The organism is Kitasatospora cathayae, from assembly GCF_027627435.1.
In the GTDB taxonomy this organism is placed as follows: Bacteria; Actinomycetota; Actinomycetes; order Streptomycetales; family Streptomycetaceae; genus Kitasatospora; species Kitasatospora cathayae.
The window spans coordinates 8,479,669-8,505,847 of record NZ_CP115450.1 but is presented as its reverse complement, the minus strand read 5'-3'; the positions used below and the strand labels follow the sequence as shown (position 1 = coordinate 8,505,847).

Sequence of the window (26,179 nt, the reverse complement as noted above, 5' to 3'; positions counted from 1 at the left end):
GTTAACCTTTCAATCTAGGGCACATTTGGAACCGGGAAAGCGATTCGTGTGCCACGATTTCCGACGGCAGTAAGAGTCACGGTATCAGGAAGCGGATTCCTGCCGTCATACGCCGGACGCGACGTAAAGTATATCGACTCACCCGCCTTGAGAGCCGAAGCTATCTTGGCCTCGACAGAAGACATGACCGGACTATTGGCATTCGCCCACAGTGGCACGAGGTTGCGGCGATCCTCGCCATCTCCACCCAAGACTCTGGCAAGGAGGTGCCCCCTATTAAGGCCAGCCCCTTCCTTGTACCCCGGAGGTACATTCCAAACATTTTCTATGGGGTACTCAGTCGGAGTTCCTATGATATTGGTAAGTCCAATAGCCTGCGGATTCTCCAGCTCGCCAGTTCGCTTGGTTTTTTTACCTACCCAATTTATGTTCGCTATATTCAGGCAGGCCTGAACCCCCGTGGCGCGCCCAACCCTATCCAGCGGCTGGTAATAGACCGAGCTCTTCCCCCCATTAAGGCAGTCCCGCTCGGCTTCATCGTCGTCGAATTTCGCATTTCCCACCAAGGCCACAGAATCCTTAGTAAGGAGAAGCCCAGATTGATCCCAAACAGAAGTCGGATTGAACGGCTCAACGGGCTGGCCGCCGAATGCCGTACCAGGATTTCCTTGCTGCGTCGGGCCGAGTTCCGGGCCGTTGAGCAGTGCGCCGGGCGGGGCCGGAGTGGAGCAGCTCGTGCACTGGATGGGGTTTAGCGTGTGGGGGTCGACCTGCTGCTGACTCGGGCTCGTCGACCCGCCGCCATGCGGCCGTGGGTGATGGTGGCCGGTGGGGGTGTCGCAGCTGCTCCGGGAGAACGGGTTCAGGGCAAGAGCGCCCCCTTCGAAGATTCCTCCCCACGGGATGCTGCCGAACATCTCCGGGATTCCTCCGGCACCGAGCGGAGAAGCGTAAACCCCCCATGACGGCACATCAAGCGACCCACTGGAGTAGCCAAAGGGATGCATCGCATCGTCGAGGCGCTGCTGCTCCAGCATCTTCTGGATGTCGTACTCCTGGCTGGCTGCCAGCCCGTAGTCCGGGGCCGGCGCCGGGGCAGGCGCCGGGGCAGGCTCCGTTGCCGGGGCGTCAGCAGGCGGAGGCGTGGTCTCGGCCGGAGGTGTGGGGTCCTGATCGTCCCCTCCGCCATCGCCGCCGCCCCTCGGGGCCGCTACCGGGAACGGAACGCAGGCGCGGTGTCCGCTGGGGTCGGCCGCGTTCATCGGATCGCCGTTCGCGTAGCTGTAGAGGTTGGCGGCCGATGAGGTGGCGGTGGCGAGTTGGGCGGAGTCGCGGCTGGTGAACTCGGCGGTGGCGGGGTCGTACCAGCGGCTGGCTGTGCTGACCTGGCCGCTGGCCGGGTCGGTCCAGCCGCCCTGGTAGCCGATCTTGCTGCCTGTCGTGGCGGTGCCGTCCGGCTTGCCCCAGGGGTCGTAGGCCCCGACCCCCGCCATGGCGGTGCCGTTGGCGGTGAATGTGCCGACCAAGTCGCCGTGGCGGTTGCTGTAGGCGAAGTTGGCGGCGCCGGCGGCGCCGACGGAGACGAGACCGCCGTCAGGAGTGCGGCTATAGGTCTCCGTGCCGTCCGTGACGAGGTGGTTGCTCGCGTCGTCGTAGCCGAAGGTGCGGCCGGCGGTGGAGGCGAGTCGGCCGAGCGCGTCGTAGGAGTAGGTCTGGCCTCCCTGTGTCACGAGTTCGTCGAACGCGTCGTAGCCGGCCGTGGAGGTGGTGCTGCCGTTGCTGACGGACGACCTGGTGCCTCGTGGGGTGAAGGTGTAGGTGTTCGCCCCTGCGGTGAGCAGCTGGTTGCGCTGGTTGTAGGTCGCGGTCGTGGCACCTGACTTGGTGAGGTTGCCGTTGTCGTCGTAGCCGTAGGAGGTGGTGCTATCCCCCTTGTTCCAAGTGGACAGCCGTCCCGACTGGTCGTAGGTGTAGCTCGCGTTCGGCGTGCCGGCGAGTCCGGTGGTGTTCTGGGTCTTCAGTCGGCCCGAGGGGTAGTAGCCGTACGTCACGGACGCCTTGGTGGCGCCGGACGTGCTGAGGGTGTCGCTTGCGAGGTTCTGTTTCCCGTCGTAGGTGAACGATCGCGTCGTGCTGCTGCCGTAGCTGACGGATTGCAGGGTTCCGGACGGGTTGTAGGCGTAGCCGACCGTGCTTGTGGTGAGCGGGTCGGTGAAGGACTTCAGGCGTCCCGCTGCGTCGTAGCCGAAGTTGGCGGTGCCCGCCGCGTTGGTGCGGGAGGCGAGGAGGCCGTCCGCGTTGTAGGTGAAGCTCGCCTGGCCCTGCGGACCGGAGCTGGTCCACAGCATTCCGCGGTCCTCGTAGCTGAAGGTCTGCGGACCGTTCGGGGTGGAGACGGAAGTGATCCGCCCTGCGAGGTCGTAGCCGATGTTGCGGGTGGGCGTCGGCACCTCGCCTCCGCTGCCGTTCTGGGCGGTGATTCGTCCGGCGGGGTCGTAGGTGTTCTGGATCTTCACGCCGCCCGGCTTGAGAACGGTGACCGGCTGCAGGTTCGGGTCGTATGCCGTGGTGTAGGTGCGGTCGGCGGGGTTCGGGTAGGCGGGGGTCGCCGGTTCGACGGTGGACTCCGGCAATCCGAGGGTGTTGTAGGTGAAGTAGGTGTTCTGGCCGTTGCCGTCGGTGTAGACGGTGCGGTGTCCCGCGGCGTCGTAGCCGAGTGTGGTGGTGATGTTGTGGGTGGCGTCCACCGGCTGGATCTGGCGGACCGGTTGGCCGAGTCCGTTGTACTCGGTGTGTCGGGTGTTGCCGTCGGCATCGGTGGATGCCAGGACGTTCCCGTCAGCGTCGTACTGGATGCGGCTCGTCGACACCACTGCCCCGCTCTCGTCGAGGCTCGCGACGCTCACCGCACGGCCGACCTGGTCATACGTCGTGGTGGTGGCGCGTCCGCTCCGGCCAGGCGCGTCTGCCGGCGCGGTTGTGCGAACGGGAGCGCCGACGAGGTCGTACGTCGTCGTGGTGGTGTTGCCCAGCGGGTCGGTCGTGCTGACCCGCTCCCCCGCCCCGTCGTAGGAGTTGAGGGTGACTTCCCGGTTGGGGGTGACGACGGTGGTGCGGTTGCCGGCGTCGTCGTAGCCGAAACTTCCGGTGTAGACCACGGGGCTGCCGCCGCTCGTACCGTGGGCGGTCTGGCGGACCTGCTTGCTGATCGTGACTGGGCGGCCGAGGTCGTCGTACGTCGACAGGACGACGGCGCCGGTCGGGTCGGTGACCGACTGGGTCTCACCGTCGAGGTCTTGGGTGTAGAGCCACTTGGGGGTCACCCCGTTGATGGCCGCGAAGTCCTTCTCGACGAGGTTGCCGAGCTGGTCGTAGGTGTTGGTGGCCGTGTTGCCCTTGGCGTCGGTGAGGACCTTGGGGCGGCCCATGGTGTCGAAGTCGGTGCGGGTGACGGCGGTGAAGGTGCCACTGCCGTCAGGGGCGGTGTAGGTGTTGCTCGCGACGGCGAGGTGTTCGCCGGTGGCGTCGAAGGTGTGGGTGGTGGTGGTGATGCCGCCGGTGGGGTCCTTGGTCTCGGCGGTCTCGCCGAAGGTGTTGTAGCCGATCCGGGTCTCGGGGGCGACGGTCAGCGTGAGGGGCTGCCCGGTCCCGAGGTTGAGGGTGGTGGTGGGCACCGGCGGTTCGGTGGTGACGGTCTGCTGGCCCACCGCGTCGTGGAGGTAACTGACGGTGTAGGCGGCGGGGTTGGCGCCGCTGACGTTGCCGTTGGGGCTGGTCCGGGTGAGCGGCAGGCCGCGCTGGTCGTAGGTGAAGGTGGTGGTGGAGTCCTGCGGCGGGTTCTTGGCGGTCTGCGTGGTGATGTTCCCGGCGACGTCGTAGCCGAGGTCGGTCTCCCGGGTCTGGGTGCCGTCGGTGATGGTGGAGCGCAGCACGTGGCCGGCGGCGTCGTAGGTGTTGCTGCTGGTGCGGTTGAGGCCGCCGGGGTCGACGGTGGTGCTGGTGGCGCGGCCGGCGGCGTCCCAGGTGTTGGCGACGGTGGTCTTGCCGCCGCCGGTCACGCGCTGGGTCAGGTGGCCTGCCGCGTCGTAGGTGTTCTGCTGCAGGACGACGTTGCGCTCGGTGCCGTCGAAGGCCTTCGCGACGGGGTCGAAGTTGTGGAACGCGTCGGCGTCGATCTCGGCGACCGTGTCGTCGTCGTTGTAGTAGGTGTGCGTGGAGCGGCCCATCGCGTCCGTCACCCTGGCCAGGCGGCCGGCGGGGTCGTAGGCGCGGGACTCGACGATCTGCGGGCGGGCGGCGACCGGGTTGGTTGGGCTGCCGGTGTAGTTGGCGATGGTGGTCTGCTGGAGCCAACCCATCGGGGCGTAGTCGTAGTTGTAGGTGGTGCCGGCGGCGTCGGTGCTGGAGACCTTGTTGCCGTACTTGTCATAGGTGTAGCTGGTCGAGCGGCCTGCCGGGTCGGTGACCTTCGTGAGGTGGCTGGTCGTGCCGGAGTACGCCCAGGTGGTGGTGCGCGGGGCGTCGCCGCCGGTGAGGTCGGCGAGGGTCTGGGTGAGGGGGTTGCCGTCGGTGTCGTAGGCGGTCGTGGTCTGTCGGGTGTGGACGGTGCCGGTGACGGCGTCCGTCGTGGCCGGGTCGGTGCGGGTGAGGGGATTGCCCTGGCCGTCCCAGGTGTAGGTGGTGGTGGTCCTGGTGGGGGTCTGGCCCTGGCCGCAGTTGGTGCACGCCTCGGTGCTGGAGGTGAGGCGGCCGAGGTTGTCGTAGGTGTAGGTGGTGATCAGGCCCAGCGGGCTGACGGTCTTGGTGAGGTCGCCGGCCGCGTTGTACGAGTTGACGGTGCTCAGGTTCGCCGGCACCGCCGAGGGGTTCGGGTAGGCGGCGTGGTCGACGTACGGGGACTGTGAGGTGACGAGCCCGGCGGGCTGGGTTCCGGTCGTCGGGTTGCCGTCGCTGCCGACGGCGGTCTCGCTGCCGCTGGTGCGGGTGACGTAGGAGGTTCGTCCCTGGGGGAAGTCCGGGGTGGCGGGCACGGTCGTGGACAGCAGCTCGCCGGCCGGGTCGTAGGTGTACTGGGTGCGGTAGGTGGCGTCCCCGGGCCCGTTGGAGCGGGCGTCGCTGCGGTCGGTCACCGTGTCGTTGACGGCGCCGAGGTGGTCCGGGGTGGTGTCGAGGTAGTAGTGGGCGTAGCTGGTGTGGCAGTGGGTGGTGTCCTGGCAGGTCGTGCGGGAGAGCACGTTGCCCCGGTCGTCGTGGCCGGTGGTGACGGTGTGGCCGTCGGCGTCGGTGACGGTGTGGAGGAAGCCGTTGGTGTCGTAGGTGTAGCGGGTGGTGTGGCCCCAGGCGTCGCTCTGTGCGATGAGCTTGGCGGTGCGGGCGTCGTAGCGGTAGGAGAGGGTGTTGCCGGTGGGGTCGGTGACGTTGGCGGTGGTGACGGGCGTGGCGGTGCCGCCGTTGCCCATGGCCTTGAAGTGGGCGGCCACCGTGGCGGCGTCGAGCCGGCTGGTGTAGTAGGAGGCTTCCGCGATGCTGCCGGTGAAGTGGTCGGCGCCGCCGCCGGGCCAGTTCCAGCCGGTGGTGGTGCCGGCGCCGAGGTAGACGTACGGGGTGCCGTTGAAGGTGATCTTGCGCCCGGTGGTGTCGGAGGCGCTGGGCTGTCCGTCGATGTAGATGGTCTGGCCGCTGTCGTCGGCGGCGAGGACCACCTGGTGCCACTTGCCGTCGTTGACGGTCCGGTCGGAGGTCATGACGGCGCCCTGGCCCATCCAGAACTCTCCGTGGACGTGGCCGTCCGAACCGACGTACAGGGCCGGGTTCCAGCTGTTGCCGAGCGGGGAGCCGACGGGGAAGTCCTGGTAGCTGTAGAGCGGGCCGCCGCTGGTGGTGTTGAACCACAGCTCCATGCTGGCGGGGCCGTGGGTGGGCGCGGCGTTGGACGGGAGCTGGATCTGCGAGGTGGTGCCGTTGAAGACCGCCGCGCGCTGGTTGCCGTAGTCGTTGGACGGGCCGTTGGCGTTGAGGGTGACGTTGCTGTAGGTGCCGGCGGTCAGATCGGGCATGGCGGTGCCGAGTTCGGCGGCGGCGTACCAGGAGCCGGACGGGTCGTTGAGGCGCCAGTACTGGATCGGTCCGGCCTGGACGACGGTGGCGCGGTAGGCGCCTGCGGCGTCGAGGCCGCCGGTGGTGCCGGGGGTGGTGGCGGCCCGGTAGTGGGCGGCGACCGCGCCGGCGGTGAGCGGGTAGCTGTAGATCGCGAACTCGGCGATCGCGCCGTTGAGGTGGCCGCTCACGTCGGTGGGGTGGTTGGGCCAGTTGCCGTCGTCCGTGCCGGCGCCGAGGTAGACGTAGGGCGATCCGTTGTAGGTGATGGGCCTGCCGACCGTGCTGGCCGCGGCCTTGGCGCCGTCGAGGTAGAGGGTCTGGCCGTTGTTGTCGCCGCTGAGCGCGACGTGGTGCCAGGCGCCGTCGTTGACCGTCGTCGGGGTGGCCAGGGCGTTCGCGGCGTCACCGGTCCACAGGGCCCCGTAGAGCTTGCCGTCGGTGCCGACGTACAGGGCGGGGTTCCACTTGCTTCCCTGCGGATGGTCGGCGCCGAGCGGGAAGTCCTGGTAGCCGTAGATGACGCCGGGGCTCTTGGTCTTGAACCAGAGTTCCACGGTCGTGGCGCTGTAGGCCTTGGGCGCGGTGTTGGCCGGCAGCTGGATGTAGGAGGCGGTTCCGTCGAAGCCGGTGGCCGTGGAGGTGCCGGAGGCCCAGGGCCCGCTCTGGCAGCAGGTGGTGGAGTGGTAGCTGCCGCGGTTCTGCGCCAGTGCCGCGGAGGAGATCAGCTCGGTGGCCTGGTTGCCGGTGGTGTCGCCCATGCGCCAGTAGCCGGTGGGGTGGGCGTCGACGACGGCCGCGTCGTACTGGGTGGCGCCGCTGGTGGTGGCGAGCTGGTAGAGGTTCGCGACCGTCCCGCTGTCAAGGCCGCGCGGGAACGCGACCACGTCGGCGATCTGGCCGTTGAAGTGGCCGGAGTCGTCGCTGGGCGCGGCGGGCCAGCCGAGGGAGACGGCGCCGGCGCCGACGAAGACGTGCTCGACGCCGTTGGGGGTGATGGTGCCGGTCAGTGGTCCGGCGCTCTGCGCGCCGTCCACGTAGAGCTGTTGGGAGGTGGGACTGTCGGCGGAGAGCACGGCGAAGTGCCACTTGCCGTCGTTCACGGTGGCGGCGCTGGCCATGGTGTGGGAGGCGTCGCCGGTCCACAGCTGTGCGTGGAGCTTGCCGTCGGTGCCGACGTACAGGGCCGGATTCCAGCTCGGGCCCGGCGGGGTGTGGGGGGCGTCGAGAGGGAAGGACTGGTAGCTGAGCAGGACGCCGGCGCTGCTGGTCTTGAACCACACGCCGAGCGTTCCCGGGCCGGACTGGGGTGCGTAGGAGGCCGGCAGTTCGGTCCAGGAGGTGCTGCCGTTGAAGGAGGCGGATCCGGTGGAGCCCGTCATCGGTCCGGCGGCCCCGAGCGTGACGTCGGAGTAGGTGCCGTTGTTGGGGGTGGGCCGGGGGCTGTAGACCTGGTTGGCGGCCTGGACGCCTTGGCTCTCCGACAGGCGCCAGTATCCGGCGGGCTGCGAGCCCATGATCTGGCCGCGGTACTCCTGGGAGGAGCCGGACACGGTCGGGTTGCCGAGCTTCCAGGTGCCGCCGTTCCCGTCGGTGATCTGGGAGGCGCGGTCCTTGGTGGTGTCGTAGGCGGCGGCGAGCTGGGTCTTGCCGGAGGGGAGCTTCAGGCCGGACAGTTCGGTCGAGGGCTGGCTGCCGGCCTGCCACAGGGCCTGGACGGTCGGGGCGCCGAGGGTCCGGTTGTAGAAGGCGACGTCGCTGATGCTGCCGGTGAAGTAGCTGGCACGGCCGGTGTAGTCGGTGAACGGGCTGTCCTGCCACCAGGCGCTGGTGAAGCCGCCGCCGATGGCGCCGGCGCGCTGCCCGGGTGCGAGGACGGGGCCGGCCAGCGTCGCCTGGGCCTGGCCGTCGAGGTACAGCGTCTGGGAGGCGCCGGAGGCGGACAGCAGCGCGAAGTGCCACTGGCCGTCGTTGACCGTCTTGGACGACTGCATGGGGTTGGAGGAGCCGGCCCAGAACTTGCCGTGGAGTTTGCCGGAGGTTCCGACGTACAGCGCGGGGGTGTAGTCGCCCGCCGTGGTGCCGCTGCCGGGGAAGTTCTCCGTCTGGTAGCTGAACAGCACGCCGGAGCCGGTGGTCTTGAACCAGAGTCCGACCGAGGTGTAGGAGGAGCTGGCCAGCGCGGTCTGCGGCAGCGTGACGTAGCCGGTGGTTCCGTTGAAGGTCGCGGCCGTCGCGGAGGCCGCCGGTCCGGGGGTGCCCAGGGTCACGCCGGTCGACGAGTAGGTGGCGTTGTCGTTGCCCTGGTTCTCGATCACCTCGCTGGCCGCGGTGGTGCCGGAGGACTCGCCGAGGCGCCAGTACGAGACGGGGGCGGAGTCGAGGATGGCAGAGCGCAGGTGGGAGCCGGGGGTGTAGGTGTAGGTCGTGCAGGGCCTGGTCGTGTTGGTTCCGGCCGGCGGGGTGCAGACGCTGTCCAGCTGGTCCGGGTTGCCGCTGTCGTACGTGTAGGTCCAGGTCTGGGCGGTGTTCCAGTCGGTCCCGGTCGTGGGGTCGGTGTACACCTTGGCGACGTGCCGGTTGTCGGTCGTCCACTCGAAGTGCAGCGCCCGGCCCGAGGCGTTGTCCTTGACCGTGCCGAGACTGCCGTTGGTGTAGGTGAGGTCCTGGGTGTGGCCGGCCGCGTCGGTGACCCGGGACAGTGCGAAGGCGCTGCCGTTGGGGGTGTGGAACTGGTAGACGATGCCGTCCTTGGCCGTCAGGTCGAATCCGGCGTCGACCTTGGTGAGGGAGGCGAATTCGCCCGGCGGCGGCGTGTAGACGTTGCCTGCTCCGAGCCCGAAGCGTGCGGTGCGTCCGTTGGCGGTGGTCAGGACGACGGAGCCGGTGCCGTCCGCGTCCGGCTGTACCTGCATGTCGAAGGCTGAGGTCCAGCCGGCTCCGAAGAGCGTGGAGGTACGCGGGTCGAGGGAGTTGTACGAACGGGTCACGGTCAGGGCCGGTCCGACCGACTTCACGCTCGCGTCCGTCGCGGCGGTGGTGTAGTTGCCCACGTGGGCGTCGAAGTCGTGCCCCGCGCCGTCACTGGCGGCCCCGCCCAGGTGGGAGGTGATGACGGGCTGCTGCAGCTGGGTGGAGAAGGTCGCGTACCCCGACCACGGGCTCGCGCCGATGTGGTCCCCGCTCATGACGGTCCACTGGTAGCTGCTGTTCCAGGCCAGCTTCCCGGCCGGCACGGCCCAGGTCTGGTTCGGCTGCCAGCCCGACTCGGCGATCAGCTGGGGGTCACCCGAGGACGGATTGGTGTAGACGCGGAAGTTGTAGTCCACCCCGGTGCCCGGGTAGTTGTCCGGGTCATGGCCGCTTGCGTAGAGCTGCGGGGACAGGGTGCTGACCACGGAGTTGGACAGCGGCACCATCATGTCGATCTGCGGGTCGACGTTCTTGGCCGCGACCCACGTGCACGAGTGGTAGGGAATGCCGAAGTCGTCGCTGAGCGAGTACGTGCCGTTCACCACGCCGTCCCAGCACAGCTGGTAGCTGGTCCCCGGGGCCATCGGCGGGATGGTGGCGGTGAAGGTCACGGTGTCGCCGGTCTTGACCAGCCCCGGAACGCCCGTGGTGGTGCCCGCCCCGGGCCAGAACTCGTGCCAGTTCGCGTCGAAGAACCTCGGCTTGACCCGCATGCTGTTGGAGTTCCACCAGTTCGCGGCGAGATTGGTCATGGTGACCTGCTGCGAGCCCGCAGTGACGGCCGTCGGCGGAATGTAGTTCGGCGGGATCGAGTAGCTGGCCGCCCAGTCGACGTAGGTGAGCTTCAGGAACGGCGGGTGCTGGGTGTTGACGCTGTCGAACTGCTTCCAGGCCTGGATGTCGCTCGCGTCGGAGGTGAGCGCGAAGCCGTAGTTGCCCGCGCCGTGGGTCCAGCTGTTGACGAGCTGGACTCCGGCCGTGGTCGGGTCGCCGCCGAGGTTGAACGGCACGGTGACGGGTGAGCCCGGGCAGTAGGTGCTGTTGGGGGCGGTGAAGTTGTCGGAGGCGAGCACCGCGGGGTCGAACGGCACCTGGGAGAAGTCGTTGACGCTGCCCGGGTCCCAGGCGGAGGTGATGGCGTGCACGGCGACGTCCCGCGACTGGCAGCCGCCGCTCCAGATGGCGTTCAGGTCCAGCTCGGCCTTCTGGACGTACATGTTGCCCAGGTTCGAGCCGAGGGAGTCGAAGACGAGGTAGCTGACGTCGTAGGACGATCCCCCGTTGTAGCTGCCGGTCTTGAGGCTGTTCTCACTCGCGTGGTTGGTGGCGCTGTTCGACACGATGTAGGTCGAACGCGTGCCGTTGATCTGCCCGGTGGGATCCACCTTCACCGGGAAGACGCGCTTGGGGTCCTTCAGCCACGCGGTGTCGAGGTCCATCTGGAGGGCGGGCTTGCCGTCCACCGTGGTCAACTTGTACGTGACGGCGTTGGAGGTGACCCCTTCGCCGGAGTGCGGGTCGAGCGCCGAGTCTTCCATGAACCCGTGCGGGATGGTCATCCTGACCTTGCCGGCCTCGTCGGTGAAGCGGACGTTGCCGGAGGGGTCCAGGGAGGCCGACAGGCCCGTGGTGTTCAACGGGAACACCCAGGTCGCCGGGGCGGATGCACTGTGCAGGACGAGCGATTCCTTGATGCCCTGCGCGAGCGTGTTGTAGACGACGTCGGAGTCCGGGAGCGCGCCGGGGTAGGTCAGCGTGTTCGCCGCGGCGGTGGCCGCGACCGGCTTGGCACCCTGGAGCGTGTAGGAGATCCGGTGGCCGGCGTCCAGGGTCCAGTCGATCAGCGCGGTGCCGTCGGCGCTCGACGAGAAGCTGAGCGCCTGGTCGTTGGCGGCCTCGGCCCACCGGTTGTCCCGGCGGCGGGACAGACCGGTGTCGATGTTGTCCCAGGTCCCGTCGGGCTTCCGGAAGTGGACCGGCTGGCTGTAGACGCGCATCGTCTTGGTGCCGTCGGGGTTCTGGAAGACCGAGGTGGTGGAGGTCCTGGCTCCGATGACCTCGGTGGCCCCGCCGGCCGGATCGGTCGGGCCGACCCAGGCCGCCGACGAGTCCTTGGTCGGCGCGACCTGCCCTGCGGCGGCCTCGCCCTGGCTCTTCGGCGAGCCGTCCGCGTTGCTCGCCTGGGGCCTGGGCAGGGCAGGGGGCGTCACCTGCTCGCCCTTCACCGGCTCGGGGGCTGCGGGCGCGTGGGGCTTGCCGCCGTCCTGGCGGTCCGTCTTCTCGGGCGCCTCCCCCGGAGCCGGCGTGTGCCCGGCCGCCACGCCGCCGCCGGCGTGGCGCGAGGTCTCGCTCGCATCGACCTGGTGCCCTTGCCGGCCGGCGTCCTCCGAACGCTGCTGCGGGACCTGGGGGGCCTGTACCGATGCGGCGGGCGACGGGGCGTGTTCCCGGGCGAAGGCCTCTGCGGGCTGGAGCGCCACCGTCTGCAGCAGGGCCAACGACAGCAACGCAACAGACCAGCGCCGCACCGAGCCTGACGTCCCGTTCGATCTCGCCGCCCCGCTCCGCACACGACCGGCCGCGCGCCGAGGAAGGCTACCGCCCCCGAGGCCCAACGGCTTTTGCGATTCACGGCGTGACAAACGGCGCACGGCCGACCCCTCCGGAAAAACGAGTCCGAGACCCCCCATCAGGCAGGCCGACAGATCTTCTATCGATCACGACCACTTCGGGTCCAGTGCGCAACCACCGCCCGCCATCCGAGATGCCGGGCTATCTCCCGCTTTGCCTTCAAATGGTCCTGGCAAAAGTTCTGCAAAGCGCGGTCCCGATGTCTGACCCCGGGGCTTCCGGCAAGGCTGCGTGTGTATAAGATCGCCATCGATCTAGGCACCCTCATGCCTTCTTGAATCACCGTCACTCCGTCTCAGGAGCACCACCGATGGCCGCAATACGCCGGTTTTTCCATGCCTGCGGTGTTGCCGTATTCACCGTGTCCGCCCTGGTCACCGGAACACCCGTCAGCAATGCCGGAAGCATCCGTTCCAGCGAATGGCCACTGGACGCCGAACACTTCAAGGCCGACCGGATCTGGTCGATCAGCCGCGGTGCCGGAACGACGGTCGCCGTCGTCGACAGCGGGGTCTCGGCCTCGCATCCCGACCTGGCCGGACAGGTCCTTCCCGGCGCCAGCCTGATCGGTGACGGCGACGACGGCCGGACGGACACCTCTGGCGAGTCCCACGGGACCGCCATCGCCGGCATCATCGCCGGCACCGGAGGCCCGGCGCCCGGTGAGGGCATGACGGGCCTCGCGCCGGACGCGAAGATCCTGCCGGTCCGCGTCGGCACCGGGAACCAGGTCTCCGCCCCCATGGTCGCGCGGGGCATCGTCTGGGCGGCCGACCACGGTGCCCGGATCATCAACGTCTCCCTCGGCGCACCCGAACCGGACCCGCTTCTCAAACAGGCCGTCACCTACGCCATGGGCAAGGACGCCGTCGTCGTCGCCTCGGCGGGCAACGAGGGCGACCGGGGGAATCCACCGATGTATCCGGCCGCTTTCCCCGGAGTCGTATCGGTTTCCGGGGTCGACGAGACCGGCACTTTCTGGAAAGCCAGCGAATCCGGCCGCGGCATCGTCGTCGCCGCGCCCGCCGCCGAGATCTACTCGACCAACAACCAGGGCCGATACGTGAAGGCCGACGGCACGAGCTACGCGGCGGCCTACGTCTCGGCCACTGCCGCGCTCATCCGCTCGGCACATCCGGATTTGACAGCAGGGCAGGTGATTCACCGCCTCATCACCACGACGGTCGAGCGGAACAACCACCCCGACCCGAAACTCGGTTTCGGAAGAATCGACCCGATCTCGGCGATTTCGTCCACTGACGACGGTGAGCGCGAGAACCCCCTTCTCCGCGAATCGCGCGAATCGGTTGATGCCGGATCCGATTCGGATTCCGGCCTGTTCGTCATCATCGTGTCGTCCGCCGGAATCGTCCTGGTCGCCTGTGCCGCGGCCGTCTTCCGGCGCAGGTCCCGCGGTCGGGGGAACATCCGGGAGAGCGGGCCTTCCCGGCCCGTCGTGAACGCGGCCGGCAAGTCTGCCCGGCCGAGGCCCGGTTCCGGCACGTCCTCACGCACGTCCCGTTCCAAGCGGAACAGCTGACCAGCTCCCGTCCCCAGGAGGGCCCCGCCCCATGTCACTGCGCCTTCGTCCCGGCCGCCGCACCCTGGTCGTCTCCTCCCTGGGCGTCGCCGCCGCTGCCGCCGTACTCGGCTACGTGCTGTTCACGGGTGACGACACACCACGCACGAGCGCCACCAAGGCGAACGACGTGTCGGGACGAGCGACCGCGTGTCTGGCGGCCGACAGCGCGAGCTCGACGGGCGGTGACACCGTCACCGGGATCTGGTCCGCCATGCAGACGGCCGGAACGCAGCACGGCACCAACGTCCAGCAGATGATCGAACCGGCGACCACTGCGGAACAGGCCGCTCCGCACCTCGCGGGACTGCTCGTCCAGCACTGCGACCTGATCGTCACCGTCGGCGCGCCTTTCGGCCGGGCGACCACCGGCATCGCCTCGGCCGCGCCGTCGGTCCCGATCATCGCCGTCGACTCGACGCTGTCCACCTCGCCCACCAACGTCACCCTCCTGGCGGGCCCCGGCGCCGCGGCGCGGGTCAGCGAGCGGGTCGGCGCTCTGCGGCGGCACGCGGCGGGGTCCTGAGGCGCCGCCGGGCGCCGGTCAGGTCAGGTGGGCCGCGGCTTCGGCGGTGTTGGCGTGGTGGGTGGCCTGGCGGGTGACGGGCAGCCAGGTGGGGTGGAAGCGGCGGCGGTAGTGGGTGCACCAGGTGTGCAGGAGGGTGGTGAGGCGGGGGTCGGGGTCGGGGGTGGCGCGGCGTAGGAGGGCGGCGGCGCGGACCGGGATGCGGTGGGCCCACAGCTCGATGCCGGCCAGGTGGGCGCGGGTGAGCAGGGGTGGTGGGAGGAGGGGGGCCTCGGCGGTGCGCGGGTCCCAGGCGTCGGCGAGTTGGCGCAGGGCGGTCAGCTGGGTGTGGGCGGCGCGTAGCAGCGGGGTGTCGTGGGGTGGGAGTGCGGGCAGCAGGTCGGTGAGGTGTCGGCCGCGTTCGCGCAGGTGGTCGGCGCTGGCGCGCAGGCGCTGGTCGGGGTCGGCGGCGGGGTGGGTGTCGCCGAGTCGGTCGCTGGTCCAGGCGGGGACTTCGACGACGACGGTGCGGCCGCCGTGGCGCCCGGGGGCGAACCAGGTGGCGGCGCTGGCGCCGGCCGGTGCGTCGTGCGGGCTCTCGTCCGGGGCGAGCATGCCGGTGGTGTTCTCCTGCGAGTCGATGTGGTGGGGCTCCATCAGGAAGACGCCGGGGCCGACGGCGGGCAGGCGGTAGGTGTCGAAGGAGCCGGTCTCGACCGGGATGCCGAGGGCGGCGGCGGAGCGTGTGAAGGGGGGGCGGCGAGGGCGGTGGGGTCGGCGGTGGCTTGGAGGAAGGTGCCGCCCACGTCGGCGGTGTGCAGGGAGAGTTGGAGGCGGGGGCGGAGTTCGTCGATCAGGTCGAGGAGGATCCGGCTCTCGGGGAGGCGGCCGCCGATCGCGGGGGCCCATTCGGGCTGTTCGTCGGCGGCGGGGCGGTATTGACTTCCGCTCCCTGGGCTAAGGCCCGGGGATTCCTACCACGGTCTTCTGACCGTCTCGGTGGGTTCCTGCTTCTCCGCGCTGTGCCGGGACGGGTCCCGGTCTTACCCGCGCTCGACAGGCTGTCACCGCCAGTCCGGCGGCCTTGGCGATGTTGACGGCGGCGTTGACGTCCCGGTCCAGCCGAACGCCGCATGCCCGGCACTGCCAGACACGGACGTCCAGGGGCTTGGGACCGTCCTTGACACCGCAGTTCGAGCACACCTGAGAGGTCGGCTCGAACCGGCCGATCCTGATCAGGGTCCGGCCGTACTTGACGGCCTTGTACTCCAGCATGCTCACGAACGCCGACCATCCGGCATCGTGCACGGACTTGGCCAGCCGGGTGCGGGCGAGCCCCTTGACCGCCAGGTCCTCCACCGCGATGGCTTGGTTGTCGCGCATCAGCCGGGTGGAGAGCTGGTGGTGGAACTCGCGCCGGGCGTCGGCGACCTTGGCGTGTGCCTTGGCGACCTTGACGCGGGCCTTGGTCCGGTTGTTGCTGCCCTGCTCCTTACGGGCAAGGGCCTGTTGAGCCCGCTTGAGACGCTTCTCGGCCCGGCGCAGGAAGCGCGGACTGTCGATCTTCGTGCCGTCGGAGAGGACGGCGAAGTGCCCGAGCCCGAGATCGAGACCGACCGCCGGTTCGACCTCGGGCAGGATCCCGGGTTCGGTCTCCACGACGAACGACGCGAAGTACCTGCCCGCGCTGTCCTTGATCACCGTCACCGTGGACGGCACCGACGGCAGGACGCGGGACCACTTCACCCGCACGTCGCCGATCTTCGGCAGGGACAGGTCCCCGCCAGGGGTGATCCTCCATCGGGCGTTCGCGGTGAACCGGATCGCCTGACGGGAATCGCGCTTCGACTTGAACCGGGGCGGTCCCAGCTTCGGGCGCTTGCCCTTCAACCCGTCGAAGAAGTTCCGGTATGCGGCCTCCAGGTCCCGCAACGACTGTTGCAGCACTACCGAGGACACCTCGCAGAGCCATGCACGCTCCGGCGTCTCCTTCGAGGCCGTGAGCTTCCTGGACAACTCGCCGGAGGTGACGAACGGCAGCCCGGTGGCACGGGCGTCCTCACGGACGCGAAGCGCGTCGTTGAAGACCACCCGAGCACACCCGAACGCCCTCGCCAACGCGGAGCGCTGAGGCCCGTTCGGATACACGCGGAACGAGTACCGAAGCTGCACGACGACCAACCTATCGGGCGGCACTGACATTGATGCTGATACCCAGGTTCCGGTGGTCATGACTCGGGCACTGACGACAGCGCGGGAGGGTACGTCAGCGCAGCTCAGAGCAGGATTCAGAACCGCTTCACCACCGGGCTGAAGCCCGGCGCACTGCGATTAGACCCGGTAGCCGGCGAAGTAGGCGGGCAGGGTGCGGGCGAGGAGGCCGCCGCGGGCCAGGTGGGCGCCGTCGGGGTCGAGGCAGAGCAGGAAGTGCCAGGTCGTGCGCGCGTGCGGGGCGAGGCTGGCCAGGGCGCGGTGGGCGAGTTCGACGATGCCGGCCCGGCCGGAGAACTCGTCGGCGTGGGCGCCGGAGACGACCAGGACGTGGTCGGCGGCGTGGTGGGCGGGGGCTTCGGGGCCGATGGACAGGAGGTGGAGGGGGCGGCCGGCGCGGGAGGTGCCGAGGGTGCGCACCCGGCAGCGTCGGGGGTGGCGGGCGGCCAGTTGGTGTGCGGTGTCGGTGAGTTCGTCGAGCGTGGGATAGCGGTCGTGGAGCAGTATCGCCCTTCCCGCGCCGGTCGAGGTGTCGGTCAGCATCGGGTCTCCTCCCCTGGTGCCCCGCAGACCTGTGGGCCCGGGGGTGGCATTAGATCCGGTCGGGTACGGGTCCGTCCAGGGGTCCGTGCGGGGCTCCCGCCGAGGGGGTCCGGGGTGTCAGGGCCGGTAGTCAGCGAGGGTGTGGCGGGAGTTCCAGCCCTGGGCGTGGGCGCGGGTGAGGTCGAGGACGACGCCGCGGGTGAGCAGGTCGAGGGTGTAGGGGGTGAGGCCGGGCAGCAGGGTGGTGCGGGCGGCGAGGCGGGCGAGGGGGGTGGGCAGGTGGGTGATGCGGGCGGGCAGGTGGTGGGTGGCCAGGACGTGGCGCAGGGCGGCGTCGCGGCGGTAGGGGACGGGGTCGGCGATGTTGTAGGCGCCGGGGGGCCAGGGTGGGGTGGTGGTGAGGCCGAGGGCGGCCAGGCAGGCGTCGGTGAGGTTGGCGACGGCGGTGAGGCTGAGCGGGATGTCGGGGCCGGGCAGGGGCAGCAGGCCGTGGCGGGCGCGGGCGAGCAGGGGTGGCAGCAGGTGGGGGTCGCCGGGGCCGTAGACGGCGCGGGGGCGCAGGACGACGGCGCCGGCGGCAAGGGCGTGGCGTTCGGCGGCGGCTTTGGTGCGGCCGTAGGCGTTGAGGTGGCCGGCGTCGGTGGGGTGGGCCTCGGTGAGGGCTTGGGCGGTGGTGCGCGGGTCGTAGACGCTGGCGCTGCTGACGTGGACGAGGGGGCGGCCGGCGGCGGCGCGCAGGACGCGCTGGGTGCCGGTGACGTTGACGGCGTGCTGGTGGGCTTCGGCCCGGTGGCCGCGGGGCAGGTCGGCGACGGCGGCGGCGCAGTGGACGATGAGGTCGGCGCCGGTGAAGTCGGGGTCGGCCCGGGTGGCGTCCCAGAGCAGGTGGTGCCCCAGCGGGCCGGGGCGGCGGCCGTGGCAGGTGACGTCGAGGCCCAACCGGGCGGCGGCGCGGGCGAGATGGGAGCCGCAGAAGCCGGCGGCGCCGGTGATGGCGATGCGCATCAGCGGGTTCCTTCCGCGCGCAGGGTGAGGTGGGCGTAGCCGGGCAGGGCGGCGTGGCGGTCGACGCGGGCGCGGGTGACGTGGGGGTGGTGGGGGGCCAGGGCGAGGAGGGTGTCGGCGAGTTGGGTGCGGGCCAGGGCGGCGCCGGGGCAGGCGTGGGTTCCGGTGCCGAAGACGGCCTGGGTGGCGGCGGGGTCCTCGGGTGGGGTGCGGTGGTGGGCGCGGGCGGCGTGGCGGGCGACGAGGATGAGCCGGTCGCCGGCGCGCACGGGGTGTCCGGCGAGGGTGGCGTCGGCGGCGGCGGCTCGGGGCAGCAGTGGGGAGGGGGCGGTCAGGCGTAGGAGTTCGGCGGCGAGGGCGGGTGCGGTGTGTTCGTCGACGGCGGGCCACCGGCGGGCGTCGGCGCACCAGGCGACGGCTCTGGGCAGGGCGGCGACGGTGGTGTTGACGGCGGCGACGGCGAGCATGGCGTCGCGGGGGTCGGGCAGCAGGGCGGTGAGGCGGGCGGCGGCGTCGCCCGCCGTACGACTGTGGCGGCGGGGGCCGGGCAGGTGGTCGCGGGCGGTGGCGGCGGCGGCTTCGCGGGCGGCGCGGGCGAGTTGGCGGGGCGGGGCGCTGGTGCCGGTCAGGGCGGCGGCGGTGGTTGCGGCCAACTCCTCGGCGAGGTCGACGAGTTCGAGGGTGCCGGTGGCCAGGGCGGGGACGCGTTCGGCGAGGACGGCCTGCCACAGCGGGCGCAGTCGGGGCAGGGCGGCGGCGCCGAGGTCGGTGGCCAGGGCGCGGCGGGCGGTGCGGTGGTCGTCGCCGTCCTGGTCGAACAGGAGCCGGCCGCCGGTGAGTTGGGCGGCGGTGCCGCCGGTGGTGCCGGGTGCGGTGCGGGCCAGGGGGATGCGGGTGAGGGCGTGGCGGTAGGCGTCGGGGTCGTGGACGAGCAGGGTGCGGCCCAGGCGCAGGACGGGGCGGTGGCGGGTGGCGCAGAGCAGGGCGAACAGGAGCGGGTGGCTGCGCAGGTAGACGGTGCGGTCGCGGCGGCGGGCCCGGCGGGAGGCGGCGAGGGGCGGGGCTGGGGTGGTCATCAGGCCAACTCCCGTGCGCAGTGGGCGGATGCGGCGGCCCGGTCGGGTTTGCGGGAGCGGCCGGCGAGCGGGACGGTGCCGAACAGCAGGGCGTCGGGGCGGGCGGCGCCCATGCGCCTCAGCGGGCCCTCGAGTCGGGTGCGCAGTTGCTGGGGGTCGGTGCCGGGGGCGGGTTGGACGAGGGCGACGAGGCGTTCGTCGCCGTCGGTGTCGGGTACGCCGACGAGCAGGGCGAGTTCGACGCCGGGGATGTGCAGGGCGGGTTCGTACAGGCCGGGGTAGATGTTGCGGGCGCGGCGCAGCACCATGTCCTTGAGGCGGCCGGCGAGGACGATGCGGCCGTCGGGGGCGAGGGTGGCGCGGTCGCCGGTGCGGATCCAGGGGTCGGGTTCGTGGCCGAGGTAGCGGTGGCGGGCGCCGGGGCCGGTGAGGTGGAGTTCGCCGTCGTCGGCGAGGCGGGTGCGGATGCCGGGCAGGGGGTGGCCGACGAGGTCGCCGTCGTCGGTGTGGGCGCTCTTGTCGGTCTCTTCGACGGCGGCGGCGGGGAAGAGTTCGGTGAGGGCGTAGACGCTCCAGGCCTGGTCGGCGCCGGCGTGTTTGGCGCGGCGCAGCAGGGCGGCGTCGGCGGGGGCGGAGCCGGTCCACAGGGTGCCGGTGAGGTGGGCGCCGGCGGTGAGGGCGGTGCGCAGTTGGGGTGGGGTGAGGTAGGTGTGGGCGGGTGCGAGGTGGGTGAGTTGGCGGGCGAGGGCGGTGGGGGTGCGGGCGGGCAGGGCGACGGTGGCGCCGGCGGCGAGGGCGGGGGCGAGGACGAAGAAGGTGCCGCCGACGACGGTGGTGGCGGGCCGGGGGCGTACCAGGTCGGTGACGGTGTGCAGGCCGGCGGCGAGGCCGGCGTGGGTGTGGACGACGGCGCGGGGGCGGGCGGTGGTGCCGGAGGTGAAGACGATGACGGCGTCGGCGTCCGGGTCGTGGTGCCGGGGTGGGACGGGGGTGGTGGCGGGGCGCAGGCGGGGTGCGCAGCCGGGCAGGCGGTGGCCGAGGGTGGCGACGGGGCCGAGGGTGGTGAGGCGGGGCAGGTGGAGGTCGGCGCGGCGGGCGAGGGGTGCGGCCCAGCCGGTGGCGGCCTGGGCGGCGGCGTCGGCGAGGATGAGGCGGGGTGCGGCGAGGGCGAGGTGGGCGGCGAGGACGTCGGGTCCGGCGGTGGGGTCGAGGACGGCGACGCGCAGGCCGAGGCGGTGGGCGGCGAGCAGGGCGGCGAGGGCGCGGGGGCCCGGGCGCAGGGCGAGGCCGAGGGTGGCGCCGGGGGTGAGGCGGCGGGCGTGCAGGGCGGCGGCGTAGCCGTCGGCGAGGTCGGCGAGGTCGCCGCGGCGGATGCGGGTGCGGGTGGTGCCGGTGCGGGTGTGGTGCAGGACGGCGGGGCGGTCGGGGTGGTGGGTGCGCAGGGCGTGGGCGAGGTGGTCGAGCACGGCGGGTTTCCCCCAGTGGTGTCAGCGGATGTCGGCGGGGCGTGGGCCGGCGCCGCGTTCGAGGTACCAGCGGGCGGTGCCGATCACGCCGTAGGCGCGGATGCGGCGGGTGGAGTTCTGGACGACCATGTCGCGGCTGCGGGTGATGGCGGTGGTGTGGCGGCGGACCTGGTTGAGGAAGGCGCGGTCGGTGGGTGAGGGGCGCCGGGGCATGCCGCCGACGGCCTGGTAGAGGGCGGCGGTGATGGCCATGTTGTTGCCGGCGTGCATCCGGTAGGGGGCGAGGTAGCCGTGGCGGCGGTGGTGGGCGGGGCGGATGCGGCCGAAGAACGCGCCGAGGGCGACCAGGAGGCGGAAGAGCGCGCGGCCGGCCGGTCCGTGTTCGTCGCGGCGGGCGGTGACGCGGCCGCAGACCAGTGCGTCGCGGGCGAGGAGGGCGGCGCGGGCGGCGGCGGTCCAGCCGGGTTCGGGCAGGCAGTCGGCGTCGGTGCGGGCGAGCAGGGTGGCGCCGTGGGCGATGGCGTGGCGGAAGGCGGTGTCGACGGCGCAGCCGACGCCCTTCTCCGGTTCGACCAGGATCTGGACCGGGAAGGGGGCGTGGGCGGCGAAGGCGCGGACGGTGGCGACGGTGGCGTCGGTGGAGCCGTTGTCGGCGACCAGGAGGGTGAAGTCGCGGTCGTGCTGGGCGGCGAGGGCGCGTAGGGCGCCGTCGATCCGGGCTTGCTCCTGGTAGGCGGGGATGATCACCCAGAGGGTCATGAGGCCTCCCAGACCATGGTCATCAGGGAGACGCCGCCACCCAGGCCGATCATCAGGGCCTTCTCCCCCGGCTTCAACTGCTCTTTGACGCGGTCGAGTTGGATGCCGATGGTGGCGCTGGCGACGTTGCCGAGTTCGGGTACGGTGAGCACCAGCCTGTCGGCCGGGGCGCCGGTGAGTTCGACGAAGCGCTCCAGGTAGGGGGCGGTGACCTGGTGCACCAGCACCCGGGCGTAGTCGTCCCAGGTGAGGCCGGTGCGTTCGGCGAGGGCGGCCAAGGCGGCGGGGCCGATCTGTTCGAAGATGCCGCGCAACTCCTTGCCGCCGCCGCGGAAGTAGCTGTACTCGTCGCCGCGCGGGTGGCGTGAGCCGCCGCCGGGGATGCCGCCGGCCTGCCAGTGTTCGGAGGCGGTGACGGTGGCGGTGTCGAGGATGCCGCCGCGTTCGACCGGTTCGACGATGACGGCGGCGCCGGCGTCGCCGAAGGTGTAGCCGGCGAAGGCGTCGCGCAGGGCGGCGGCGTCGGCGGGGTCGCGGCGCATCGCGCGGCTGGGGGTCTCGCCGGTGACCACCAGGGCGCGGCGGGCGCGGCCGGCGAGGATCATCGCGCGGGCCAGGTCGATCCCGTTGAGGAAGCTGTTGCAGGCGTTGCTGACGTCCAGGGCGTGGGCGCGGGTGCCGAGTTCGGACTGGACGATGTGGGCGGTGGCGGGCTCGCAGATGTCCCGGGTGGCGGAGGCGAAGAGCAGCAGGTCGATGTCGCCCGGGTCGAGGCCGCGGGCGGCCAGGGCCCGGCGGGCGGCGGCGGTGGCGAGGGTGGAGGCGTACTCGTCGTCGGCGGCGAAGTGGCGGGTGCGGATGCCGGTGGCCTTCTCGAGCATCCGCTCGGGCAGGGCGAGTTTGGCGTGGGCGGTGATCTCGTCCTGGAGCTGCTGGGAGGTGATCCTGCGGGCGGGCAGGTGGGAGCCGACGGCGGTGATGCCGATCCTCGGTGTCGCTGCTGGAAGCATGGCCCCATGCTGCGGGGCGGGCGCCGGGGCCCACCTGAGTACGGGTACTCAGGTGGGCCGGGGCGGATACCCGTTCGGGTCGTGCGGGCTACCCGGGCGGGTGCGGGTGCCGGTCCCGTACGGGGGCGGGGCCGGGGGCCGGCTGTCACACCCGGGAGGCAGACTGGGGGCGGACCACCCGCGCGAGATGAGGACGACACCATGGCCGACCGGCCCCTGACACTGATGGCAGTGCACGCCCACCCCGACGACGAGGCCACCGGCACCGGCGGCGTCCTCGCCCGCTACGCCGCCGAGGGCATCCGCACCGTCCTGGTCACCTGCACCGACGGCGCCTGCGGCGACGGCCCCGGCGGCGTCAAGCCCGGCGAGGACGGGCACGACCCGCAGGCGGTGGCCGCCCTGCGCCGCGAGGAGCTCGAGGCCAGCTGCCGCGTCCTCGGCGTCGACCACCTCGAACTGCTCGGCTACGGCGACTCCGGGATGATGGGCTGGCCCGCCAACGACGCCCCCGGCTCGTTCTGGAACACCCCCGTCGCCGACGGCGCCGCCCGCCTGGCCGAGCTGATCCAGCACTACCGGCCGGACGTCGTCGTCACCTACGACGAGAACGGCTTCTACGGCCACCCCGACCACATCCAGGCCCACCGCATCACCATGGCCGCCCTTGACCTGGCCCCCGGCCTGGCACCCAAGGTGTACTGGACCACCGCGCCGCACTCGGCGATGAAGCGCTTCGGCGAGGTGATGCGGGAGTTCGGCGCCGACTGGGACGTGCCGGCCTCGGAGTCGGCCGAACCGGACGGCGAGGGCGGGGAGGCCGCCGGGGCCGGGTCGGCCGTCGAGGCCCCCGAGCTGCCGCCGATCGGGCTGCCGGACGAGGAGGTCACCACCTGGGTGGACACCCACGCCTACGGCGGCCAGAAGTACGACGCGCTGGCCGCCCACGCCAGCCAGGGCGAGAACATCTTCTTCCTGCGGATGGGCAAGGAACGCTTCACCGAGCTGATGGGCACGGAGACCTTCCTCCGCGTCCGCGACACCACCGGAGCGCCGCTGCCCGAGCAGGACCTGTTCGCCGGCCTGCGCTGACGCGACGCGCGCCCGCCCCGGTCCCTGCGGGTAACGGACCGGGGCGGGCGGGCTGGTTCGGACCCTGGTCGGTCAGTGGAGCTGGGAGAAGACGAAGGAGAATTCGGCCCGCTGGGCCCTCAGCTGGTACTGCGGCAGCGGGCTCGGGCCACAGGAGGCGGTGCCGATGCCGTGCAGGGCGTGGTCGAGGTTGACCCACACGGTGTCACCGGGCGTGAGGTCGGTGAGGTGGGTGGCCGCGTCGAGTTGCTCGGTGGTCCAGCGGCGGGCGGTGAGGTGGAACGCCGGGTCGCCCTCGATGCGCAGGCCGCCGATCTCGGCCCAGCGGACGTCGGCTCGTGCGCCGTTCTCCTGCGGGCGCAGGTAGGGCGTCTGCAGGCCGTCGACGGTGGACTCGTGGCGAGCGAGTCTGGCGGCGGATTTGGTGTCCGGGTAGGCCTCGCCGGGGCCGGCACCGAACCAGCGCACTGTGTCGGCGCAGGCGAGGGCGAGTCGCACGCCCAGGCGGGGCAGTGGTGCGGGCCATTCGCCGTCGGGGCTCACGGACACGGCCAGCCGCAGGCGGTCGCCGTCGGAGGTCCAGCGGTAGACCGTGGTGAGGCCGAACTCCGAGGCGGCCGGGGCCACTCGGGTTCGCACGGTCAGCGCGTTCTCGCCGGGTTCCACCGCGTCGAGTCGGTGGCGCATGCGGTGCAGGCCCAGGTCGCGCCACAGTTTGGCGTCGCAGCTGCCGGTCAGCCAGTCCGTGCCCTCGTCGTTGTCGGTGGGTGCCCGCCACACGTCCAGCCGCAGATCGCTCACCTCGATGGCGCCGATGGCCTTGGGTGCGCCGGTGCGGGCGTCGAAAGCGGCCGGGCCCAGCGTGATCACCCCGTCGCCCGCGACGGGCCCGAGAACCGGGCGGACGGCGGGGCGCAGGACCGGAAGCGGCCGTGCGGCCACCGGGATCTGGCCCCACGCGATCTCGTGGCCCTCGGGCGCCCAGGCGGTGTCGGCGGCCAGCACGGCCCGGACCGTCCACTGCGTCTCGACGGCCTCGTGTCCGGCGGGCGGCTGGGGCAGCTTCACGTCCGCCGACTCGCCGGGTGCGAGCGCCGGCACGGACAGGCTGCCGGATGCGACCGTTTCGCCGTCCGCCTGGTACGACCACTCGAAGGCCAGTGCGGACAGGTCGGCGAAGTCGTACCCATTGGTGACCCGTACGCTGCCCCCGGTCCCGTCGGGCACGATGCGGACGGGTTCGATGACCTTCTTGTACTCCACCAGGCCGGGTGAGGGCCGGCGGTCGGGGAAGAGCAGGCCGTCGCAGACGAAGTTGCCGTCGTGCAGTTCCTCCCCGAAGTCGCCGCCGTAGGCGTAGCCGAGCCCGGGGTGGGCGATGCCGTGGTCGATCCACTCCCAGACGAAGCCGCCCTGCAGCCGGTCGTAGGCCTCGAAGAGCCGCTGGTAGTCGGCGAGTCCGCCGGGGCCGTTGCCCATGGCATGGGCGTACTCGCAAAGGATGAAGGGGAGTTCGCGGCGCTTGCGGGTACCGCCGTCCAGTTCCTTGCCGATCTGTTCGACCTCGGCGTGGCCGGCGTACATCCGCGAGTACATGTCGGTGTCCCGGCAGCTCCCGTCGCCCTCGTAGTGCACGAGGCGGGAGGTGTCGCGGGCGTGGATCCATTCGGCCATCGCGGTCAGGCCGCGTCCGGTGCCGGCCTCGTTGCCGAGTGACCAGATGATGACCGACGGGTGGTTCTTGTCCCGTTCGACCATGCGGGCGGCGCGGTCGAGCAGCGCCGGGGTCCAGCGGTCGTCGTCGGCGGGGTTGTCGCGCCAGGCCTGTTCGACGAAGCCGTGGGTCTCCAGGTCGCACTCGTCGATGACCCACAGGCCGTACTCGTCGCACAGGTCGAGGAATGCCGGGTGCGGCGGATAGTGCGAGGTGCGGACCGCGTTGAGGTTGTGGCGCTTCATCAGCAGCACGTCCTGGCGCATGGTCTCCAGGTCGAGGGCGCGCCCGGTCTCGCGGTGCCACTCGTGGCGGTTGACGCCCTTGAAGAGCACCGCCCTGCCGTTGACCTTGATCAGACCGTCCGCCGACTCCACGGTCCGGAAGCCGATCCGCAGCGGCACGCGCTCGCCCTCGGTGGTCAGCTCTCCCTCGTACAGCGTCGGCACCTCGGCCGACCAGGGGCACACCGGCACCGTGACCGTCTCCCCCGTCGCGATGTCGATGCCCAGGGCGGGCACGGTCACCCGGCCCTCGATGTCGGAGTCGACGAGCAGGGTGCCCCGGCCGGTGTGGTGGTCGTAGGAGGCGTGCACGAAGAAGTCGCCCGCGCTGCCCGCCGGGCGGTGCAGCAGGGTGACGTCGCGGAAGATGCCGGGCAGCCACCACTGGTCCTGGTCCTCCAGGTACGAGCCGGCCGACCACTGGTGGACGCGGACGGCGAGCACGTTGCCGCTTCGCTCGAGCAGGTGTCCGACGGCGAACTCGTGCGGCAGGCGGGAGCCCTTGAACTCCCCGATGTCCGTGCCGTTGAGCCAGACGCGGGCGCAGGACTCGACGCCGTCGAAGCGCAGCACCGCGCCGCCGTCGGCCGGCCAGTCCTCGGGCAGGTCGAAGACGCGCAGGTGGTCACCGGTCGGATTCTCCGTCGGTACGCGCGGCGGGTCGACCGGGAACGGGTAGCGGTGGTTGGTGTAGGCGGGCCGGCCGAAGCAGCCGTCTCCCTGGAGCACCCAGTGCCCCGGGACCACCACCCGCGCCCAGTCGCCGGCGTCGAATCCGGGCTCGGCGAACGAGTCGTCCTCGGCGTCGGCCGTCGGTGACACGCGAAGTCGCCAACTTCCGTTGAGTGACAGGGCCTTGGCGTCCGATAGGGGGTACCAGGCGCGGGGGGTCAGGGCCCCGCGGCCTGGGGAGTAGTCCTCGACGTAGTGGTTGGTCATGCGCTTGACCGCTCCCTGCGTTGTTCGCTGACGATCTGCCGACCCTGCCCCGGTGCACATTAGCGCGTCGCGACGGCCCTGGAGTGCTCGAGTCGGTTGGTCGTCCGATCGGACTTCGTTGTGCCGCTCGTACTTCCCCGTGAGGCGGTAACACCGGGGCCGGCCAGGGTAGTCGGCCCCGTCACCGGCCCCGTCGTGCGCGCGAGTGCGCAGGTCAGGAGCGGGGTCGGTGGCGCGCGGGAGGGCGGGCGGCCGGGAGAATGGTGCGGACAGTTGCTCGCAGTACAGAGTCGTAC

Annotated in this window: 13 protein-coding genes; 3 read left to right on the top strand and 10 right to left on the bottom strand. The window is 71.4% G+C overall.

What is annotated here, in order from left to right; all coding sequences use genetic code 11:
* Positions 1-14 precede the first annotated feature (14 nt).
* Positions 15-11,567: a LamG-like jellyroll fold domain-containing protein gene (locus tag O1G21_RS38040; RefSeq protein WP_270150277.1), complete on the bottom strand. Its 11,553-nt coding sequence runs from the start codon at positions 11,565-11,567 to the stop codon at positions 15-17.
* A gap of 494 nt (positions 11,568-12,061) precedes the next feature.
* Here O1G21_RS38040 and mycP point away from each other — a divergent pair, with 494 nt between their 5' ends.
* A complete protein-coding gene (mycP, locus tag O1G21_RS38035; protein WP_270150276.1) occupies positions 12,062-13,240 on the top strand; it encodes a type VII secretion-associated serine protease mycosin in 1,179 nt (392 codons plus the stop codon).
* Between the two features lie 31 nt (positions 13,241-13,271).
* Complete coding sequence (locus tag O1G21_RS38030; protein WP_270150275.1) at positions 13,272-13,805, top strand: type 1 periplasmic-binding domain-containing protein; 534 nt, start codon at positions 13,272-13,274, stop codon at positions 13,803-13,805.
* 18 nt (positions 13,806-13,823) lie between these two features.
* Here O1G21_RS38030 and O1G21_RS38025 read toward each other — a convergent pair whose 3' ends face one another.
* The 8 genes from O1G21_RS38025 to O1G21_RS37990 form a co-directional block, all read right to left on the bottom strand.
* On the bottom strand, positions 13,824-14,441 hold the full coding sequence (locus O1G21_RS38025; protein ID WP_270150274.1) for a hypothetical protein: 618 nt from the start codon (positions 14,439-14,441) through the stop codon (positions 13,824-13,826).
* Between the two features lie 300 nt (positions 14,442-14,741).
* The gene (locus O1G21_RS38020; RefSeq protein ID WP_270150273.1) at positions 14,742-15,956 is read right to left on the bottom strand and encodes an RNA-guided endonuclease InsQ/TnpB family protein; all 1,215 of its coding nucleotides are present in this window, start codon (positions 15,954-15,956) and stop codon (positions 14,742-14,744) included.
* A 159-nt stretch (positions 15,957-16,115) separates the two neighbouring features.
* Positions 16,116-16,538, bottom strand: a complete 423-nt coding sequence (locus O1G21_RS38015; protein ID WP_270150272.1) for a M14 family zinc carboxypeptidase — start codon at positions 16,536-16,538, stop codon at positions 16,116-16,118.
* Between the two features lie 117 nt (positions 16,539-16,655).
* Positions 16,656-17,543 (bottom strand): NAD-dependent epimerase/dehydratase family protein, encoded by an 888-nt coding sequence (locus O1G21_RS38010; protein WP_270150270.1) that lies wholly within the window; start codon positions 17,541-17,543, stop codon positions 16,656-16,658.
* The gene (locus tag O1G21_RS38005; protein ID WP_270150269.1) at positions 17,543-18,619 is read right to left on the bottom strand and encodes a cytochrome P450; all 1,077 of its coding nucleotides are present in this window, start codon (positions 18,617-18,619) and stop codon (positions 17,543-17,545) included. The genes O1G21_RS38010 and O1G21_RS38005 overlap by 1 nt, the downstream gene beginning before the upstream one ends.
* Positions 18,619-20,085, bottom strand: a complete 1,467-nt coding sequence (locus O1G21_RS38000; protein WP_270150267.1) for an AMP-binding protein — start codon at positions 20,083-20,085, stop codon at positions 18,619-18,621. Before O1G21_RS38000 ends, O1G21_RS38005 begins: the two co-directional genes overlap by 1 nt.
* A 21-nt stretch (positions 20,086-20,106) precedes the next feature.
* Positions 20,107-20,844 (bottom strand): glycosyltransferase, encoded by a 738-nt coding sequence (locus O1G21_RS37995; protein WP_270150266.1) that lies wholly within the window; start codon positions 20,842-20,844, stop codon positions 20,107-20,109.
* Positions 20,841-21,854: a 3-oxoacyl-ACP synthase III family protein gene (locus O1G21_RS37990; protein ID WP_270150265.1), complete on the bottom strand. Its 1,014-nt coding sequence runs from the start codon at positions 21,852-21,854 to the stop codon at positions 20,841-20,843. Before O1G21_RS37990 ends, O1G21_RS37995 begins: the two co-directional genes overlap by 4 nt.
* Positions 21,855-22,055: 201 nt before the next feature.
* On the opposite strand from O1G21_RS37990, the gene O1G21_RS37985 reads away from it, so the two are divergent.
* The gene (locus tag O1G21_RS37985) at positions 22,056-22,946 is read left to right on the top strand and encodes a PIG-L family deacetylase (protein WP_270150264.1); all 891 of its coding nucleotides are present in this window, start codon (positions 22,056-22,058) and stop codon (positions 22,944-22,946) included.
* A gap of 72 nt (positions 22,947-23,018) precedes the next feature.
* Here the strand turns inward: O1G21_RS37985 and O1G21_RS37980 are convergent, their stop codons facing one another.
* Positions 23,019-25,883, bottom strand: coding sequence for a glycoside hydrolase family 2 TIM barrel-domain containing protein (locus O1G21_RS37980; protein ID WP_270150263.1), 2,865 nt, complete (start codon positions 25,881-25,883; stop codon positions 23,019-23,021).
* Between the last annotated feature and the right edge of the window lie 296 nt (positions 25,884-26,179).